The organism is Brevundimonas goettingensis, assembly GCF_017487405.1.
In the GTDB taxonomy this organism is placed as follows: domain Bacteria; phylum Pseudomonadota; class Alphaproteobacteria; order Caulobacterales; family Caulobacteraceae; genus Brevundimonas; species Brevundimonas goettingensis.
Window position 1 is genome coordinate 3821554 of the sequence record NZ_CP062222.1, and the last position, 16847, is coordinate 3838400.

At 67.6% G+C, this 16847-nt stretch carries 17 protein-coding genes; 7 read left to right on the plus strand and 10 right to left on the minus strand.

Annotated elements, in window-relative coordinates:
- Window positions 1–73: 73 nt before the first annotated feature.
- Window positions 74–1546 (minus strand): sensor histidine kinase, encoded by a 1473-nt coding sequence (locus tag IFJ75_RS18750; RefSeq protein WP_207870285.1) that lies wholly within the window; start codon window positions 1544–1546, stop codon window positions 74–76.
- A gap of 37 nt (window positions 1547–1583) precedes the next feature.
- Window positions 1584–2321 carry a TVP38/TMEM64 family protein gene (locus IFJ75_RS18755; RefSeq protein ID WP_207870287.1) on the minus strand — a complete coding sequence of 246 codons (738 nt, stop codon included), beginning with the start codon at window positions 2319–2321 and terminating at the stop codon, window positions 1584–1586.
- Window positions 2322–2467: 146 nt separating this feature from the next.
- Between IFJ75_RS18755 and rpmH the strand changes: the two genes are divergently transcribed.
- From rpmH to yihA, 4 genes are read left to right on the plus strand one after another with little or no spacing between them, the layout of a single operon-like run.
- Window positions 2468–2602: a 50S ribosomal protein L34 gene (rpmH, locus tag IFJ75_RS18760; RefSeq protein WP_013268133.1), complete on the plus strand. Its 135-nt coding sequence runs from the start codon at window positions 2468–2470 to the stop codon at window positions 2600–2602.
- A gap of 46 nt (window positions 2603–2648) precedes the next feature.
- Window positions 2649–3080, plus strand: coding sequence for a ribonuclease P protein component (rnpA, locus tag IFJ75_RS18765; RefSeq protein WP_207870289.1), 432 nt, complete (start codon window positions 2649–2651; stop codon window positions 3078–3080).
- A gap of 4 nt (window positions 3081–3084) precedes the next feature.
- Window positions 3085–4923, plus strand: coding sequence for a membrane protein insertase YidC (gene yidC / locus IFJ75_RS18770; RefSeq protein WP_207870290.1), 1839 nt, complete (start codon window positions 3085–3087; stop codon window positions 4921–4923).
- Window position 4924: 1 nt separating this feature from the next.
- Entirely contained in the window at window positions 4925–5563 is a 639-nt protein-coding gene (yihA, locus tag IFJ75_RS18775) for a ribosome biogenesis GTP-binding protein YihA/YsxC (protein WP_207870291.1), read from the plus strand.
- A gap of 67 nt (window positions 5564–5630) precedes the next feature.
- Here yihA and IFJ75_RS18780 read toward each other — a convergent pair whose 3' ends face one another.
- The gene (locus tag IFJ75_RS18780; protein ID WP_207870293.1) at window positions 5631–6212 is read right to left on the minus strand and encodes a hypothetical protein; all 582 of its coding nucleotides are present in this window, start codon (window positions 6210–6212) and stop codon (window positions 5631–5633) included.
- Window positions 6213–6312: 100 nt separating this feature from the next.
- On the opposite strand from IFJ75_RS18780, the gene IFJ75_RS18785 reads away from it, so the two are divergent.
- Entirely contained in the window at window positions 6313–6522 is a 210-nt protein-coding gene (locus IFJ75_RS18785) for a hypothetical protein (protein ID WP_207870294.1), read from the plus strand.
- Between the two features lie 4 nt (window positions 6523–6526).
- On the opposite strand, the gene IFJ75_RS18790 is transcribed toward IFJ75_RS18785, so the two are convergent.
- Together IFJ75_RS18790 and IFJ75_RS18795 are read right to left on the minus strand one after the other, a co-directional pair.
- Window positions 6527–7387 carry a glutamate racemase gene (locus IFJ75_RS18790; protein WP_207870296.1) on the minus strand — a complete coding sequence of 287 codons (861 nt, stop codon included), beginning with the start codon at window positions 7385–7387 and terminating at the stop codon, window positions 6527–6529.
- Between the two features lie 39 nt (window positions 7388–7426).
- Complete coding sequence (locus IFJ75_RS18795; protein WP_207870297.1) at window positions 7427–8014, minus strand: hypothetical protein; 588 nt, start codon at window positions 8012–8014, stop codon at window positions 7427–7429.
- Between the two features lie 181 nt (window positions 8015–8195).
- On the opposite strand from IFJ75_RS18795, the gene IFJ75_RS18800 reads away from it, so the two are divergent.
- The gene (locus tag IFJ75_RS18800) at window positions 8196–10391 is read left to right on the plus strand and encodes a M3 family metallopeptidase (protein ID WP_207870299.1); all 2196 of its coding nucleotides are present in this window, start codon (window positions 8196–8198) and stop codon (window positions 10389–10391) included.
- A gap of 111 nt (window positions 10392–10502) precedes the next feature.
- On the opposite strand, the gene IFJ75_RS18805 is transcribed toward IFJ75_RS18800, so the two are convergent.
- The 5 genes from IFJ75_RS18805 to ppc all read right to left on the minus strand — a co-directional run bounded on the left by IFJ75_RS18805 (window position 10503) and on the right by ppc (window position 14966).
- On the minus strand, window positions 10503–10835 hold the full coding sequence (locus IFJ75_RS18805) for a UrcA family protein (protein ID WP_207870301.1): 333 nt from the start codon (window positions 10833–10835) through the stop codon (window positions 10503–10505).
- Window positions 10836–10989: 154 nt separating this feature from the next.
- Window positions 10990–11322: a UrcA family protein gene (locus IFJ75_RS18810; protein ID WP_207870303.1), complete on the minus strand. Its 333-nt coding sequence runs from the start codon at window positions 11320–11322 to the stop codon at window positions 10990–10992.
- 177 nt (window positions 11323–11499) lie between these two features.
- Complete coding sequence (locus IFJ75_RS18815) at window positions 11500–11796, minus strand: UrcA family protein (RefSeq protein ID WP_207870304.1); 297 nt, start codon at window positions 11794–11796, stop codon at window positions 11500–11502.
- A gap of 235 nt (window positions 11797–12031) precedes the next feature.
- The gene (locus IFJ75_RS18820; protein WP_207870306.1) at window positions 12032–12205 is read right to left on the minus strand and encodes a DUF1328 family protein; all 174 of its coding nucleotides are present in this window, start codon (window positions 12203–12205) and stop codon (window positions 12032–12034) included.
- A gap of 52 nt (window positions 12206–12257) precedes the next feature.
- Window positions 12258–14966: a phosphoenolpyruvate carboxylase gene (gene ppc / locus IFJ75_RS18825; protein WP_207870307.1), complete on the minus strand. Its 2709-nt coding sequence runs from the start codon at window positions 14964–14966 to the stop codon at window positions 12258–12260.
- A 311-nt stretch (window positions 14967–15277) separates the two neighbouring features.
- Here ppc and ffh point away from each other — a divergent pair, with 311 nt between their 5' ends.
- The gene (gene ffh / locus IFJ75_RS18830) at window positions 15278–16819 is read left to right on the plus strand and encodes a signal recognition particle protein (RefSeq protein WP_207870309.1); all 1542 of its coding nucleotides are present in this window, start codon (window positions 15278–15280) and stop codon (window positions 16817–16819) included.
- The last annotated feature ends 28 nt before the right edge of the window (window positions 16820–16847 follow it).

Below are 16847 nucleotides of genomic sequence, written 5' to 3' on the forward strand. Positions count from 1 at the left end.
GCTTGGGCGACAATCCGGAGACTTCGCATGCGTGACCGCGGAGTTTGCCGGGGCCGCCCAAACGACGGTCACCCTAGAGCGGAAGGGGCAACCGGATCTCGAAGGTGGTGCCTTTCGGCCCTGTGTCGACAAGCCGCAGCTCGCCGCCATGGTTGGCCGCCAGTTCGCGCGAGATGGTCAGACCCAGGCCCGTGCCTTCGGACGCCTTGCCGCTGACAAAGGGTTCGAACAGGCGTTCCGAGAGGCGCGGCGGAATGCCTGGACCGTCGTCGGCGATCAGGATCACAGCCACATCGCCATCCGCCTCGGCGGCGATGCGGATGACACCCTTGCCCTTGCGCGGGCCCCGGGTGGAGTCGGCCTCGATGGCCTGACGGGCGTTGCGCATCAGATTGACCAGGATGCGGTGCAACTGGTCGCTGTCGGCGACGACGGCGAAGCGGGCCGGGATGGCCTTGGTCAGGCGCACCCCCGCCGGGTCCAGTCCGGCGTCCTCGGCGGCGCCCGCGGCGGCCGTGGCCAGCGGGATGCGGATCAGGACCGGCGCCGGCTCCTCGGACTTGCCATAGTCGAGGACATTGCGGGTCAGGGCGGCGGCGCGGCCCAGGGCTCGCTCCAGACGCGGCATGGCCTTGGCCACCTGGGGGTCGGCGGAGGAGGCCAGACGCTCGGACGCCATCTGGGCCGAGGTCAACATGTTGCGCAGGTCGTGATTGATCTTGGCCACCGCCTCGCCGAGCGCCACGAGGCGCGAGCGCGCGCGCAGCGACTGACGGACTTCATCCTGCATCCGCGCCAGCTCGCGCTCGACCCGGCCGATCTCGTCGTGACGGTCCGAGGGGGTGGGGGCGATGGTCTCCACGTCGGCGGCGAAGCCTTCGATCGACCGCGTCACCCGGCGCAGCGGCTGCAGCACCAGGAAGGCCAGACCCGCATAGAGCAGGGCGCCGGCGACGATGGAGATCAGCATCGAGACCAGCAGGCTGTTCAGCAGGAAGGCGCGCAGCTCCAGCTTCAGCGGCTCGGCCGGCGCGACCACGTCGATGAAGTCGCCCGAGCGATAGCGCGGCTTGGCCCGCACCCGGATGGAGCGGTCGGGCTTCCCGTTCAGGGTGACGACCGGGTCCCACAGCCGCGCGGCCAGACCCCGGCGGCGCAGGTCGATGAAGTCGGGCGCCCGGGTCAGCTGGGGCGCCTGGAGGAGCTGACGCATCACCCCCTGATCGGAAATGGCCACAGCCGAGACGCCGCCGATGCGCAGCATGCTCTCGGCGGTGTTGTCGTCCACGGCGTTGTAGGGCAGGGCCTCGACCCCGACCGAGGCCAGTTCGGCGGCCTGCAGCCGGTCCGACAGCCAGCGCTCGTGGAAGGAGGCGGCGCTTGGGGCGATGATCAGGGCCTCGACCGCCAGGGTGAAGGCGACGGTCAGCAGCAGCAGGCGCGACGACAGGCCGTCCGGCGCATGCGGCGTCAGCCGTTCTCGCCAGTCGGCAGGAATCCTGAGGCGCTCGCGCACCTTTCCGGCCAGATCGTCCCCCAGACTCATGTCCCGGGTCCTGCAAGGATGGCGCCGCTGCCTATGCTCATTCCGGGACCCTGGGCGTCGCGGTCTTCGGCGTAAATCGGGTCTGTACCCCCTTCAGGGCGAAGGGCAGGACGACCGCCAGGATGAAGACGCCCAGCATCGGGGCCCAGAACTGGCCGAACAGGGCCTGGAAGTCAGGGTTGGGGTCGTTGGCCAAAAGGGCGTTCAGCCGGGCGCCGATCCAGCAATAGATGATGTGGGCGGGCAGGAGGCCGATCACCGTCGCGATCACATAGGGCAGAAGCCGCACCCCCATCACGCCCGCGGCGATATTGATCATGTGGAAGGGCACCACGACGGCGAGGCGTGAGGCCAGGACGTACCAGAATGTCTCCTTGTCGATGGCGACGCAGACCTTCTGCATCAGGCCGGCGTTCTGTTCGGCCCGTTCGCGCATCGACCGGCCCAGCGCCGAGCGCGCCACGCCGTAGACGATCAGCGCGCCCAGGGTGGCGGCGACCGAGGTCGAGACCCCGCCGACCCACGGTCCGAACAGATAGCCGGCCGTGATGGTCACGAAGAAGACGCCGGGCACCACGCTGGCGGTGGCGATGGTGAAGATCGCCATCAGGGTCAGAAGGCTCAGGATCCAGTGGTCGGCGGTGAAGGCGCGCAGCTCCGCGCCGTGCACGCGCAGGGTCTCCAGCGACAGATAGCGGTTCCAGCCCATGCCGAAGATCAGGGCCGCCACACCGGCCAGGATGATGAGGGGCGCAAAGCGCCGCAGACGATTCATTCGAACTCCGACACGCGACCGCGTGCGACAAGGGCTTTTGGGCGCGTTCGGCGTTGACTCGCGCCGACAGGCCCCTTATACGCCCGCCCTCCTGCAGCGGACGCTTATCTGTCCGTAGCGACCACATTCAACCCGAGGAGCCGACCGTGAAGCGGACCTATCAGCCGTCGCGACTCGTGCGCAAGCGCCGTCACGGCTTCCGTTCGCGGATGGCCACCAAGAACGGGCAGAAGATCGTTGCGCGCCGTCGCGCCAAGGGCCGCAAGAAGCTGACTGCTTAAGCGGCCTGTATTCTTCCCCCCAATTCCTTATCTTGGGGGAGGAACCATGACGGATGTTCTGAAAATCGAACGCCTGACCTCGCGGCCCCAGTTCCTGGCGGCCGCGAAAGGTGTTTCTCAGGCCCGTGGCGCCGTGGTCGTCCAGCGCCTTGACCGGGCCGACGGCGATCCCGTCGTGCGCGTCGGCTTCACCGCCACCCGCAAGGTCGGCGGCGCCGTCGTTCGCAACCGGGCCAAGCGCCGTCTGCGCGAGGCCGCTCGCGCCCTCGTTTCCGATCATGGCGTGCCGGGCAGCGACTATGTGCTGATCGCCCGCATGGGCACGGCGGCCCGCGAGTGGCCGCGTTTGCTTGACGACGTGAAATCGGCGCTTACAAGGCTGGCGACCGCGCCGGCCCCTTCCGCAGGGATTTCGGGCGATACGCCGCCCCCCGCCCGTCTTAACGCCGCCCGCGATACCCAATCCCAGGACCGCTGACCGAATGAAATTCGATAACGCCCGCAACACGGTGATCTTCGTGATCTGCACCGTGGTGATCCTGATCCTGTATCAGATCTTCGTCCTGGAGCCGCAGAGCAAGGCGCGTCGCGCCGCCATGGCCGCGCACGAGACCAGCCAGACCACCCAGGGCGGCAAGCCGGGCGTGTCCGACGCGGTCGGCCCCCAGACGACGCCGACGAGCGCCAATTTCGTCACCGACCGCACCCAGGCCTTGGGCGGCGCCGCGCGCGTGCCGATCGCGACCCCGACCCTGCGCGGCTCGCTGTCGCTGCAGGGCGGTCGCATCGACGACCTGTTCCTGACCAAATACCGCACCACCATCAAGCCGGACTCGGGCATGGAGGAGCTGTTCCGCCCGCAGGGGATGGAGCACGCCTACTTCGCCCAGTTCGGCTGGACCGGCCCCAACATCACCGGCGGCGTCCCCGGCCCGAACACCGTCTGGGCTCTGACCAGCGGCTCGACCCTGACGCCCGCCACCCCGATCACCCTGACCTGGGACAACGGCCAGGGCCTGCGCTTCACCCGCGTGGTCTCGATCGACGATCAGTACATGTTCGCGGTCAAGGACACCGTCACCAACCTGGGAACCCAGGCCGTGACCATCGCCCCCTATGGCCGCGTCGAGCGCCAGGGCGTGCCCCCGGCTCTGGGCAAGACCCAGATCCTGCATGAGGGCGCCATCGGCACCTTCAGCACCGCCGACGGCAAGGGCTATTCGACGGAGCAGCTCAAGTACAAGGCTTGGGAGAAGAAGCCGCTCCAGGAGCACGCCTCGACCGGCGGCTGGCTCGGCATCACCGACAAATACTGGATGGCGGCCCTGATCCCGCCCCAGACGGAAAAGGTCACCGCCCAGTTCAAGGTCGACGACGCGACCCGCTTCGACATCCACGTCGCCCAGATGCTGGGCGCCTCGCATACGATTCAGCCGGGCCAGACCATCGTCGAGCAGCAGAACCTGTTCGCCGGGGCCAAGCGCAACGAGATCCTCGCGAACTACGAGAAGGCGATGAAGCTGCCGCGCTTCATCTACGCCATTGACTGGGGGATGCTGTGGTTCCTGACGCGCCCGATCTTCCTGCTGGTCGAGTTCTTCTACGGCCTGGTCCACAATTTCGGCGTGGCCATCCTGCTGCTGACGCTGACGATCAAGCTCATCATGTTCCCGCTGGCGAACAAGAGCTACGAGAGCCTGTCGAAGATGCGCAAGCTCCAGCCCAAGATGGAGGCCATCAAGGCGGCGCATAAGGACGATCCGGCCGCTCAGCAGCGCGAGACCATGGCGCTGTACCAGTCCGAGAAGATCAATCCCCTGGCGGGCTGCCTGCCCATCCTGGTCCAGATCCCGGTCTTCTATGCCCTCTACAAGGTGCTCTACGTCACCATCGAGATGCGGCATGCGCCCTTCTTCGGCTGGATCCGCGACCTGTCGGACCGCGACCCGACCAACATCTGGAACCTGTTCGGCCTGATCCCCTGGGATCCGGCGACGGCTCCGCTGATCGGTCAGTTCCTGTCGCCCCACGTCGGCGGCGGCTTCACCCTGGCGCTCAGCGTCCTGGCCATCATCTACGGCCTGACCATGTGGCTGCAGCAGGCCATGAACCCGCCCGCGCCCGATCCGGTCCAGCGCCAGATCTTCATGTTCATGCCGCTGGTCTTCACCTTCATCATGGCCAGCTTCCCGGCCGGGCTGCTGGTCTACTGGGCGTGGAACAACGTTCTTTCGATCGTGCAGCAGTATTTCATCATGCACCGCTTCAAGGCCGAGAACCCGATCGACGACTTCTTCTCCAAGCTCAAGAAGGCGACCTGAGTTGGAATACGAAGACGAAGAGATCGAGGCCGCGCGGGTCCTGTTCCAGCGCCAGGCGACCTTCGTCATGGGGGCGGCCAAGATCGACCAGTTGCCCGAGCCGAACCTGCCCGAGATCGCCTTCGCCGGCCGGTCGAACGTGGGCAAGTCCAGCCTGATCAACGGCCTGGTCGGCATGCACAAGCTGGCCCGCGCCTCCAACGAGCCGGGCCGCACGCGCGAGGTCAATTTCTTCGACCTGGACGGCCAGCTGCGTCTCGTCGATCTTCCCGGCTACGGCTGGGCCAAGGCGTCCAAGACCACGGTCAAGAAATTCCAGGATCTGGGCCGCGACTATCTGCGCGGCCGGGTGACGCTGAAACGGGTCTATCTGCTGATCGACAGCCGGCACGGGCTGAAGTCGGTGGACACCGAGGCGCTCGACGCTCTCGACCTGGCCGCCGTCAGCTACCAGATCGTCCTGACCAAGGCCGACAAGCTCAAGAAGGGCGAGGGCGAGGCCGTGCGCGAGAAGACCCTCAAGGCCATCGCCAAACGCCCCGCCGCCTTCCCGGACGTCGCCCTGACGTCCGCCGAAAAGGGCGACGGCATGCCCGAACTGCGCGCCGAGATCATGCGCACGACCGGAACCGCGCCGTAAGCTCGGGCCCTTCGGGCCGCGCTAACGCTCGCCGTGCGGCGGCTCTCTGCTTGAGCGCGATCAGGTCCTAGTGTGAGGACGTTTCGGCCGGGACGTCCGGTCCGTATTCGGTGAAACGGACCCAGCGGCTGAACTGGCCCTGCATGACCCCGTCCACGCCCTCGGCGAAGGCGCCCAGGCCCGGGCCGCGCACCACATAGGTCATGACCATTTCCCAGCCCCCGGCGACGCCCGACCAGCCGAGGCTCCATTGGGCCGTGGTCGCCTTGCCCTTCAGCGGCCCGAGCGGCGCCTCGAGCAGGACGCCTGTTTCCGGATCGGCCTGCATGACCCGACCATGCTCGAAGGTCTTGCCGTCGGCCAAGGCTTCGCAGAAGCAGCCGCCGACTTCCAGGGGCAGGGTCAGGTTGCGCGCGTCGCCGCTATAGGTGTGGGCGCTGTCCCACCACTGCCCGACCTCGCCGATCGCGCTGTAGATGTCCTCCGGCGCGGTCTCCAGGCCCACGGAATAGCGCAGGACGAAATGGTCGGCGTCCTTCTCAATCACCTCGGCGTCGGCGGCCGGGGCGATCAGGGCCATGGGCGCGGACAGACACAGGGCGGCGATGGCGGATCGGGCTGCGGTGCGAATGGCGGCTTTGGCGGACACGACGGCTCCTCCCGGATTGGCCGCGACACGACGCGCCGAACGGCGAGGCTCGTCAAGCCGGAGATCGATGTTACAACCGGCGGAAACCTTGGAGACGCCCATGCCCGATACCGCCCATCCCCAAGGCTCCGGCGTGTGGACCCTGCTGCAGGAGCATGTGACCCATGCCCTTTGGCAGCAGGACGAGGCTGACGCGGCGGGAGGCGTGATCAGCCGCTTCTGGGTGGTCAATCCGCCCGAACAGCTGATGTTCGACACCTTCGATGAGGCCGAGGCGATGTTCGAACGGATCGGCGACTTCGAGGACTGATGGTCTAGGGTGTCGGAGAAAAGGTCAGCGGCGCGCCCCAGAACTGGCTGACCAGCTCCGACTGCGGTCCGGGTGTCCCGCTGGTCAGGAAATCGCGGCGGCCCGAAGAGCCGAGGTCGTATTCGGGGTGCTGGGCGAAGTAGCGTTCCAGGGCGTCGGCGACGGCGGTCGGCTGATGGATCAGGTTCGTGCCCGCCGGCAGAGCCTGGGCGAACAGGTCGGCGATGATCTCATAGTGGGTGCAGCCCAGGATGGCCGTGTCGGGATGGCGGCCGATGCGGCGGCGCAGGGCGTCGACATGCTCCTGGACCACGACCGTCAGCTCCTCGGGCGTCGCGCCCAGTTCGATCAGTCCGGCCAGGCCGGGACAGGGCTCGGAGAAGACCGCCAGATCCTCGCGACGCTTGTCGATCTCGATCTCATAGACCCGGCTCATGGCCGTGGCGGCCGTCGAGAAGACGCCCAGGATGTCGATGGCCTCGATCTTGTCGTCCTTGGCCGACTTGTCCGCCTCATAGGTCCAGGGCAGGCCGGTCGCGGCCTCGATGGTCGGGACGATGATGCCCAGCACATTCACCGGCCGGCCGTAATGGGCCTTCAGTCCCGGAATCCAGGTCTGCTGCAGCCGGCGCAGCGCCACGGCCGAGGCGGTGTTGCAGGCCAGGACCACCAGGCTCGCGCCGGCGTCGAACAGGGTCGTGCAGCCCTCGCGGGTCAGTTCGACGATCTCCTCGCCGGTCTTGCCGCCGATCGCGCCCCGCGCCTGATCGGCGAAATAGACGAAGTCCCGTTCCGGAAAACGGGCCACGAGTTCACGGTGGACCGTCAGTCCGCCCACGCCGGAGTCAAATACGCCTATCGCCATGGGGCGGGCTTTAGCCGGTCTGGCGGGCGCAGGGAATTGCTATCCGCGCCGCTCACGCATCTGTTGGGCCAGATAGGCGGTCAGGGCCTCGATCAGCGCCGGGTCTTCGGCCTGGGCGGGGGCGACTCCCGACCAGGGCGCGCGGATCACCGCTTCGGCCTCGGCCTGCAGCGATGCCGGGTCGCCCGCCGGTCCGTAGGCCCTTTGCCGCGCCCAGTCCCTGAGGTCCGGCGACAGGCAGTCGGCGCCGCAGGCGGCTACGGCGACTGGGCGGGGTGCGTCGAGCGGCAGGGCCGCATGGGGCGCCGGCCGCGCCTCCTTTCGGCCGGCGTCGCGCGCCTGAACCTGACGCACCCGGTCCGACACCGTCCGCACCTGGCTGCTCAAACCGACCGCGTCGCGCAGATAGACGCCCGACGCCGGATCGGCGATGGCGGCGTTGGCCTCGGCGTCCAGGGCTTCCTGATCGCGCACGGGCCGCTCCGCCCGGTCGCGCGCCCATTCCTCCAGCCAGGGCGTCAGGGTCGTGGTTCCCGCCGCCCGCATCGGCGTCTCCGACCGCGTCCGCCGATAGTCCAGTGGGGTCGGATGCGGCGACGGCGACACCTGCTCGAGCGATTGGGCCATCACTGTCCCACCTGCGAGGCTCGCCAGAAGTCCTGCGACAACGGCGCAGGCCAGCTTCGACCTGTTCATTGGAAATCCCCCTCCGCGAACGAACGATCAGGGTTACACGACGTTCAGGTGACCGCCAGCGTGTTCGCGCCTAAAGGTTTTTCATCATGACCGCATTCGACCGGAGTTTTCGATGCATCGACGCCAGCTTCTCATCGCGGGCGGCAGCCTGATGGCCCTGTCCGCCTGCGCCTCCGTCCCAACTCCGGCCGACAGGATGGCGGGTGAGTACCTGCCCGTGTCCAACCCGACCACGCTCGCCGAGGAGGCCCGCATCGCCCGCGCGGTCCTGCCACAGACGACGCCGAAGGCCGAGCTGCTCCAGCCCTGGACCGGCCCCTATGACGGCGTGCCGCCGTGGGACAAGGTCACGCCCGCCAAGCTGCGCGAGGCCCTGCTGGAAGGCATCGAACTGAACCGCGCGGACGTCGCCGCCGTGGCCAACAACCCTGAGGCCCCGACCTTCGCCAACACCCTGGTGGCCATGGAGCTGATGGGCGCGCCGCTGGACCGCGTCTCGAACATCTACAGCGTCATGACCGGCAACATCGGCGGCGATGAATACGACGCCCTCGACACCGAGATGTCGCCGATCCTGTCGGCCTTCTTCGACGAGATCAGCTTCAACGACAAACTGTTCCAGCGCGTGAAGGCCGTCGCCGACAACGCCGACGCCATGGGTCTGAACGCCCAGCAGACGCGTCTCGCCGTGCGCAGCCGCGACAGCTTCATCCGCTCGGGCGCCAATCTGGACGCGACCGGCAAGACGGAGCTGGGTCGGATCAACACCGCCCTGTCCAACGCCTTCACCCGCTTCGGCCAGAAGGTCGTCGCCGACGAGAACGCCTGGACGGTGATCCCGAGCGAGGCCGGGGTCGCGGGCCTGCCCGCCTCCAACAAGGCCGCCGCCGCGGCCGCCGCGCGCGGCAAGTCGATCCCGGGCTGGATCATCATGAACACCCGCTCCAGCGTCGATCCCTTCCTGACTTTCGCCGACAGCCGTCAGATGCGCGAAGCGGTCTGGAAGAAGTTCGTCAATCGCGGCGACAACGGCGACGCCAACGACACCAATGCGACCATCGCCGAGATCGTGAAGCTGCGCGACCAGCGCGCCAAGCTGCTGGGCTACAGGAACCACGCCGAACTGCGCATGCAGGACACCATGGCCAAGACCCCGGCCGCCGCGAAGTCGCTGATGGATCGCGTCTGGGCTCCGGCCCGCGAGCGCGTCGCTGAAGAGGTCGCCGACATGAAGGCGATCGCCGGTTACGATATCGAGCCCTGGGACTACCTTTACTTCGCCGAGAAGGTCCGTAAGGCCAAGTACGACCTCGATCAGAACGAGCTGAAGCCCTACTTCGAGCTCAACGCCGTCCGCGCCGGCTCCTTCTACATGGCCGAACGCCTCTACGGCTTCCAGTTCAAGAAGCTGCCCGCCGGCTCCGTGCCGGTCTTCGAGGAAAACGTCGTGACCTACGAGGTTCACGACAAGGCCACCGGCCGCCTGCTGGGCCTCTACTACACCGACGACTACGCCCGTCCGGGCAAGCGTTCAGGCGCCTGGATGACCACCTACCGGTCCTTCTCCCAGCTCGACGGCTCCAAGGTCATCCTGGCCTCGAACAACAACAACTTCACCAAGCCGGAACCCGGCCAGCCCGTCCTGCTCTCGCTCGACGACGCCGAGACCATGTTCCACGAGTTCGGCCACGCCCTGCACTATTTCAGCTCGGTGGTGACCTATCCGTCGTTCGGCAACACCCCGCGCGACTTCGTGGAATATCCGTCCCAGGTGCATGAGCACTGGGTGCTGACCCGCCCGATCCTCGACGGCTTCATGAAGCATGTGGAGACGGGCCAGCCCATGCCCCAGGCCCTGGTCGACAAGATCGACGCCTCGGAGACCTTCAACCAGGGCTATGCCACGGTCAGCTACCTGTCCTCGGCCATCGTGGACATGGACCTGCACACCCAGGACACCCCGCCGACCGACATCGACGCCTTCGAGAAGGCGTCGCTGGCCCGCATCGGCATGCCCAGGGAGATCGTGATGCGGCACCGCTTGCCGCAGTTCAATCACCTCTTCACATCGGACGCCTATTCGGCGGGCTATTACAGCTACCTCTGGTCCGAGACGATGGACGCCGACACCTGGGCCTATTTCGAGGAGTCGGGCGACGTCTTCAATCCGGACATCTCGGGCCGGTTCAAGTCGATCATGCTGGCGCCGGGCAACACCACCGACCGCGCCGACGCCTACCGTCAGTTCCGCGGCCGCGACGTCGACGTCTCGGCCTTGCTGAAGGTTCGCGGCTTCCCCGTCTCTTGATCGCCCTAACGCCCTTCGGGCTGCTTGAGGGCGCCGCGCGGTAGCGCGGGTGCAAATGGCAAGGGCCGGCGAGGCGACTCGCCGGCCCTTTTCAATTCGGACGCGGAAGGCTCAGGCCGAGACGTTCGGGACCATGGCCAGAACCCGGCCCGAGCGGCCACGGGCGTAGTCCTGACGCTGCTGGGCGGGCAGGGCGTCGCGCAGTTCGCGCGACAGGGTCTCGCGGCACTGCATCCCGGCGATCGTCGGGCGGCCGGCGCAGGCGTTGCGGGCGCGGCGCTCGATGCGTTCGTCGAAACGGGCGGCGCCGTTGGCAGAGGACAGGTCCAGATCGTCGATACGGACGCGGGCGTCGTCGTTACGGGCGGGCGCGCGATCCTGCGCGACTGCAGGGACGGCGATGGAAAGAACAGCGAGAAGGGCGGGAAGGGCGAACCGGGTCATGACCGATATCCATGTGCGTCGCGGGGGAGTGCGACGGCGCCCCTCTAGGCCGGATCGGTGACAGTGCGACGCCCGCTTTGTGAGACTTTCCTCACGCTTTGCGGGCGCCGTTCTGACAGTCGCTCCGGGGACGAACGGCCCTTAACCAGACGGGCTAGAGATCGATCCGGGGCAGGCGGGCCATGGCGTAGTCGCGCTGCGAGCCCAGGGGCAGCTGACGCATCGCCTCGGCCCGGACGGCGGCCTGGCAATACTCCCGGTCGCTGATCCGGCTGCCTGGACGGCGGGCGCCCCGGCACAGGTCGCGCGCGGCCTGATCGATGCGCACGTCCAGCACGTCAGCGCCCCGGGTCGTGGACAGGTTCAGATCGGCGAAGGGGACGCGCGCCTCCTTCTCGCCGGCGAAGGCGGGGGCACCCGTGCCCAGAAGGGCTGCGGCGAAGGCGGCGGCGGCAAGGATGGACGCGGTGGTGAGCTGGGTCTTCATGGCGTGTCTCCTGAGGGGTTCGTCGCTCTGTCGGCGACCCGTTTGGTGTGAGCTTTCCGTGTTTCGCGCGCGTGTGACGGTGATGGCCGAGATAAGGCGCCGCCTTAAATCGCGGACAGAAAAGGGCCCGGCGGATCGTTCCGTCGGGCCCTTTGGACATTTCTGTTCTTCACCCGCTTACAGGGTGATCGGCTGGCGGTTGGCGGCGTACTGGGCGCGGGTCTGGCCGGGCAGCTGGGCCACGGCCTCGGCGCGGACGGCGGCGGCGCACTGGGCGCTGTCGTTCAGCCGGCTGACCGGGCGGGTGGCGTTCTTGCACATCGACTGTGCGGCCTTGGCGATCCGGGCGTCGAAGGCGTCGGCGCCGGAGGCGGTGGACAGGTTCAGATCGCCATAGGGGATGCGGGCGTTCTGGGCGGAGGCCGAGCCGGCGATGGCGGCCGCGGCGAGGGCGGCGGTGAGGATCAGTTTCATGATGGGCGGTTCCTGAGTAGGCGTCGCTCTTGTCGGCGACGAACCGTGTTCTGAACCCCTTTCGGAGCGGCACGCGGACCCTTCGGCGGCGACCGTGTGGCCAAGCTTTAAATCGAGGTCATGACATTGAAGTCATGACGTTTTTGACAGATTTCGAAACCTGTTCGCATACGGAAAAACGGCGACCCGAGGGGCCGCCGCTTCATCGTTTTCGGCTATCGCGCAAGCTGCTGTTTCAGGTGACCTTCTTGGCCACGGTGAAGCCCAGCACCAGGAAGACGGCGAAGACGATCAGAGCCAGAACCGCCAGGAATTTGGCGATGCCCGCCGCGGCGCCGGCGATGCCGCCGAAGCCGAGCAGACCCGCCACAATGGCGATGACGGCGAAGATGAGAGCCCATTTCAGCATGACAGAAATCCTTTCGGCCTGCTGAACGTGACAGAATGTCGCAGGTTCCGGTCTAGCCGCTGTTCCGCAAGCCCGCCGCGACCCCGTTGATGGCCAGCAGAATGCCTTCGCGGACCAGCGGATCCGTATCCCCCGCCCGGCGCCTGCGGATCAGCTCGATCTGGACGTGGTTCAGCGGCTCGACATAGGGCATGCGCAGACGGATCAGCCGGTCCAGCTCGGGCTGGCCGCCCAGCAGGTCGGACTGGCCGGTGATGCGCAGGACCGCGTCCTTCGTCCGGTCCCACTCGTCCTTGATCGCGCCGTAGATGGTCGCGCCGAGGTTGGCGTCGGGGACCAGCCGGGCATAGCGGCGGGCGATGGTCATGTCGGCCTTGGCCATGATCATCTCCATGTTCTGGATCAGGGTGCGGAAGAAGGGCCACTCCTTGCCCATCGCCTGCAGCTCGGCCATGTCCATGCCCTGCACGGCGCTGCCGAAGCCGAACCAGCCGGGCAGCATCACGCGGGACTGCGACCAGCTGAACACCCAGGGAATGGCCCGCAGATCCTCGATGGCGGTGGAGGAGGTCCGCGAGGCCGGGCGCGACCCGATCTTCAGCTCGGCCAGTTCGGCGATCGGGGTCGCGGCGCGAAAATAGTCGACGAAGCCCGGGGTCTCATAGACGAGCGACCGGTAGGCGGTCATCGAGGCTTGCGAAAGCTTAGATGCCGTCGGCCCATGTCGCGCGGTCAGTTCGTCGTCCGGCGGCGGCGCGAGCGACGCGATCAGCACCCCGGCGGTCAGGGCGTCGAGGTTCCTGCGCGCCACGTCCGGTTCGCCGTATTTGTTGGCGATGACCTCGCCCTGTTCGGTGATGCGGATCCGGCCGTGGACCGTGCCCTGCGGCTGGCTGACGACCCCGGCGAAGCTGGAGCCCCCGCCGCGCCCGACCGCCCCGCCCCGGCCGTGGAACAGCTGCAGCTTCAGCCCCGCCGCATCGGTGACGTCCAGTAACGCCCGCGACGCCTCATGCAGCTCCCAGGTCGAGGTCAGATAGGAGCCGTCCTTGTTACTGTCGGAATAGCCGATCATGACCTCCTGCACCCCGCGCGCCTTCGCCACGGCCAGGGCCGAGGGCTCCTGCAGCAGGCGCGACAGGGTGGGCTTTGCGGCCCTCAGGTCGTCGATGGTCTCGAACAGGGGGGCGGCCTGGATCGGGCATTCGCCGGGCGCCTCGGGCCGGTAGAGACCGACCTCCTTGAGCAGCAGATAGACCTCCAGCAGGTCCGAGGCCGCGTCGGTCTTGGACACGATATGGGTCCGGATCGCCTGCGGTCCGTAGACGGACAGGGCCTTCGCCGCCGCCTCCAGAATGGCCCGCTCCTTCAGCGTCTCGTCCGTATAGGTCGAGTAGGGGCTGAACAGCAGCCGGCCTGAGGCCAGTTCGCTTGAGAGCAGGGCGATCCGGCCCTCCTCGTCCAGCGCCGAATAGTCGGCCTCGACCCCCGCCACCTTGAACAGGTCGGCGACCACCCGCTCGTGCACGTCGGAGTTCTGGCGCAGGTCCAGCGTCGCCATGTGGAAGCCGAAGATGTCCACCGCGGTGATCAGCCGGGTCAGGCTGTCGTCGGCGAAGACCTGGCCGTGGTTGGCCACCAGACTGTCGCGCAACACCGCCAGCTCGGCGCGGAAGGCGTCGGGTCCGGAATAGGGTTCGGCGCCGAACCGGGCGGCGCGCGGGGCCGGGGTCCCGGTGATGCTCTGGTGGGTCGCCGCCAACCGGGCGTAGATCTCGGTCAGGGCGCGGCGATAGGGCTCGTCGGCGCGGTGCGGGCTGTCGTCCTCCGACGCCCCCGACAGGGCCGCCATCTCGGGCGAGACATGGGCAAGCGACCCCGACAGGCTGAGCTCGGCCCCAAGCGCATTCACCTCGTCCAGATAGTAGCGCAGCACCGCCCGCGAGGCCGTCGCCAAGGCCGCCGTCAGGGTCTTGCCGTCGACATTGGGATTGCCGTCGCGGTCGCCGCCGACCCAGGCCCCGATGCGGATGAAGGGGTTGAGGTCGGGCGCCTCCAGCGCCTTTCTCCACTCCTGAAGCTGCTCCGGCGCGACCCTGAGGAAGATGCGGTCGAGGAAGGAGACGACGGTGTCGATCTCGTCCTGCACCACCAGGCCGGTGGTCCGCACCAGCCGCGTGGCCCACAGGATGACGGTCTGACGCCGCAGTCCCCGGTCCAGCACCTCGGGCGAACAGGACAGATCATCCTTGTCGCAGGCGTCCAGCAGGTCCGACACCGCCGCGATCCGGTCGATGACGCTCTTGCGCCGCACCTCCGACGGGTGGGCGGTCAGAACGGGCGAGATCAGGCCGTCGTTCAGCAGGTCGCGCGCATCGGCCGCCGTCTTGCCCGCCGCCGCCAGCCGGGCCATGGCGCCCTCCAGCGTATCGGGCCGCGCCCCCTCCGCCGTCTGGGTCCGTGCGCGGCGCTTGCCGGCCCGGTCCTCGGCGACATTGGCCAGCAGGGAAAAGACCGCGAAGCCGTGCGCCAGCCCGACCGCCTGCTCCAGCGACAGTTCCGACAGCAGCCGCTCCAGCCGCCCGGCCGGGTGCGAGCCCGGGTCGCGGTGATAGGCGACCGACGCCTGCCGCACAGCCTCGATCTTGTCGTAGAGTTCCTGCCCGCCCTCGTCGCGAATGACCTCGCCGAGCACCGCGCCCAGTTTGCGAACCTCCTCGCGCAGACGGTCGTCAGCGACAGGAGCGGATGAAGTCGGCATGGGCGTGTCTTTCAGCGGGGAGGCTGGTGTGGAAGCGGGACCGTATCAGGGGTTTCCCATCTGACCATCCGCAACCCTAACGCTGAAACGGATTGTGCGGTCCGCCGCTGGACGCTCAATTCCCCGCAAGAGTCGACAAACGGCCCACTTTCCCTCATAAGCCGCCGCTTCCGGCGCAAGTGAACCTCGCGTCTCCACCATCACGACCCCATCCCAGGATGGACGAGGATGGCGAGAAACCTCTGCCGACGTGATCGTCGCCAGAGGCCGTTTCGCTATGGGGACGGGGTTCAGCGCATGAAAGGTGTTGAATGTTCGAGGCTCTGAACGAGCGGCTGACAGGCGTTTTCGACCGGATCACCGGCCGCGGCGCCCTGTCCGAAAAGGATGTGGCCGAGGCGATGCGCGAAGTGCGCGTGGCCCTGCTGGAGGCCGACGTCGCCCTGCCGGTGGTCAAGGACTTCATCGCCTTCGCCACCGAGCGCGCCACGGGCGAAGAGGTCATCCGCTCGGTCAAGCCGGCCGACCAGGTGGTCAAGATCGTCTATGACGGCCTGATCGAGATGCTGGGCGGCGAGGAGCCGGTCGGCCTCAATACCAACGCCACGCCCCCCGCCGTCGTCCTGATGGCCGGCCTTCAGGGGTCCGGCAAGACCACGACCTCCGCCAAGCTGGCGCTGCGACTGACCAAGTTCGATCGCAAGAAGGTCATGCTTGCATCCCTCGACACGCGTCGACCGGCGGCGATGGAACAACTGGCCACCCTCGGCAAGCAGATCGAGGTCGCCACCCTGCCGATCGTGGCGGGCGAGAGCGCGGTCCAGATCACCAAACGGGCCCTGACGTCCGCCAAGCTTCAGGGCTTCGACGTCCTGATCCTCGACACCGCCGGCCGCATCACCCTCGACGAGGGTCTGATGGCCGAGGTCGCCGAGGTCGCGGCCATCGCCAATCCCGTCGAGACCCTGCTGGTCGCCGACAGCCTGACCGGTCAGGACGCCGTCCGCACCGCCAAGGCCTTCCACGAACGCCTGCCCCTGACGGGTCTGGTCCTGACCCGCGCCGACGGCGACGGCCGCGGCGGCGCCATGCTGTCGATGCGCGCCGTCACGGGCCTGCCGATCAAATACATGGGCTCGGGCGAGAAGGTCGATGCGCTGGACGTCTTCGACGCCCGCCGCGTCGCCGGCCGCATCCTGGGCCAGGGCGATATCGTCGCCCTGGTCGAAAAGGCGTCGCAGGAACTCGACCAGGCCAAGGCCGAGAAGATGGCCCGCAAGCTGGCCAAGGGCCAGTTCGACCTCGACGACCTGGCCGCCCAGTTCCAGCAGATGAAGAAGATGGGCGGTCTTCAGGGCATCATGGGCATGCTGCCGGGCGTCGCCAAGATGAAGAACCAGATGGCCGAGGCCAATGTCGACGACAAGTCGATCGCCCGTCAGGAAGCCATCATCTCCTCGATGACGAAGGCCGAGCGCAAGAAGCCCGACCTCCTCAACGCCAGCCGCAAGAAGCGCGTCGCCGCCGGCGCGGGCGTCGAGGTCCAGGACATCAACCGCCTGCTCAAACAGCACCGTCAGATGGCCGATATGGTCAAGTCGATGGCCAAGGGCGGCCCGCGCAAGATGCAGCAGATGGCCGCCATGCTGGGCGGCCTCGGCGGCGGCGCGGGTGGCGGCATGCCCGGTATGGGCGGCCCCGACCTCAACCGTTTGAAGGCCATGGGCGGGGGCAAGATGCCCGAACCCTCGGCCGACGAAATGAAAGCCATCCAGGACCGCCTCGCGGGTCTGGGCGGCGGACAACTTCCGGGAGGCCTGCCCGGCCTGCCGGGCTTTCCACCCAAGAAATAAGACTACAGATTAAAGAAAGAGACTGAAA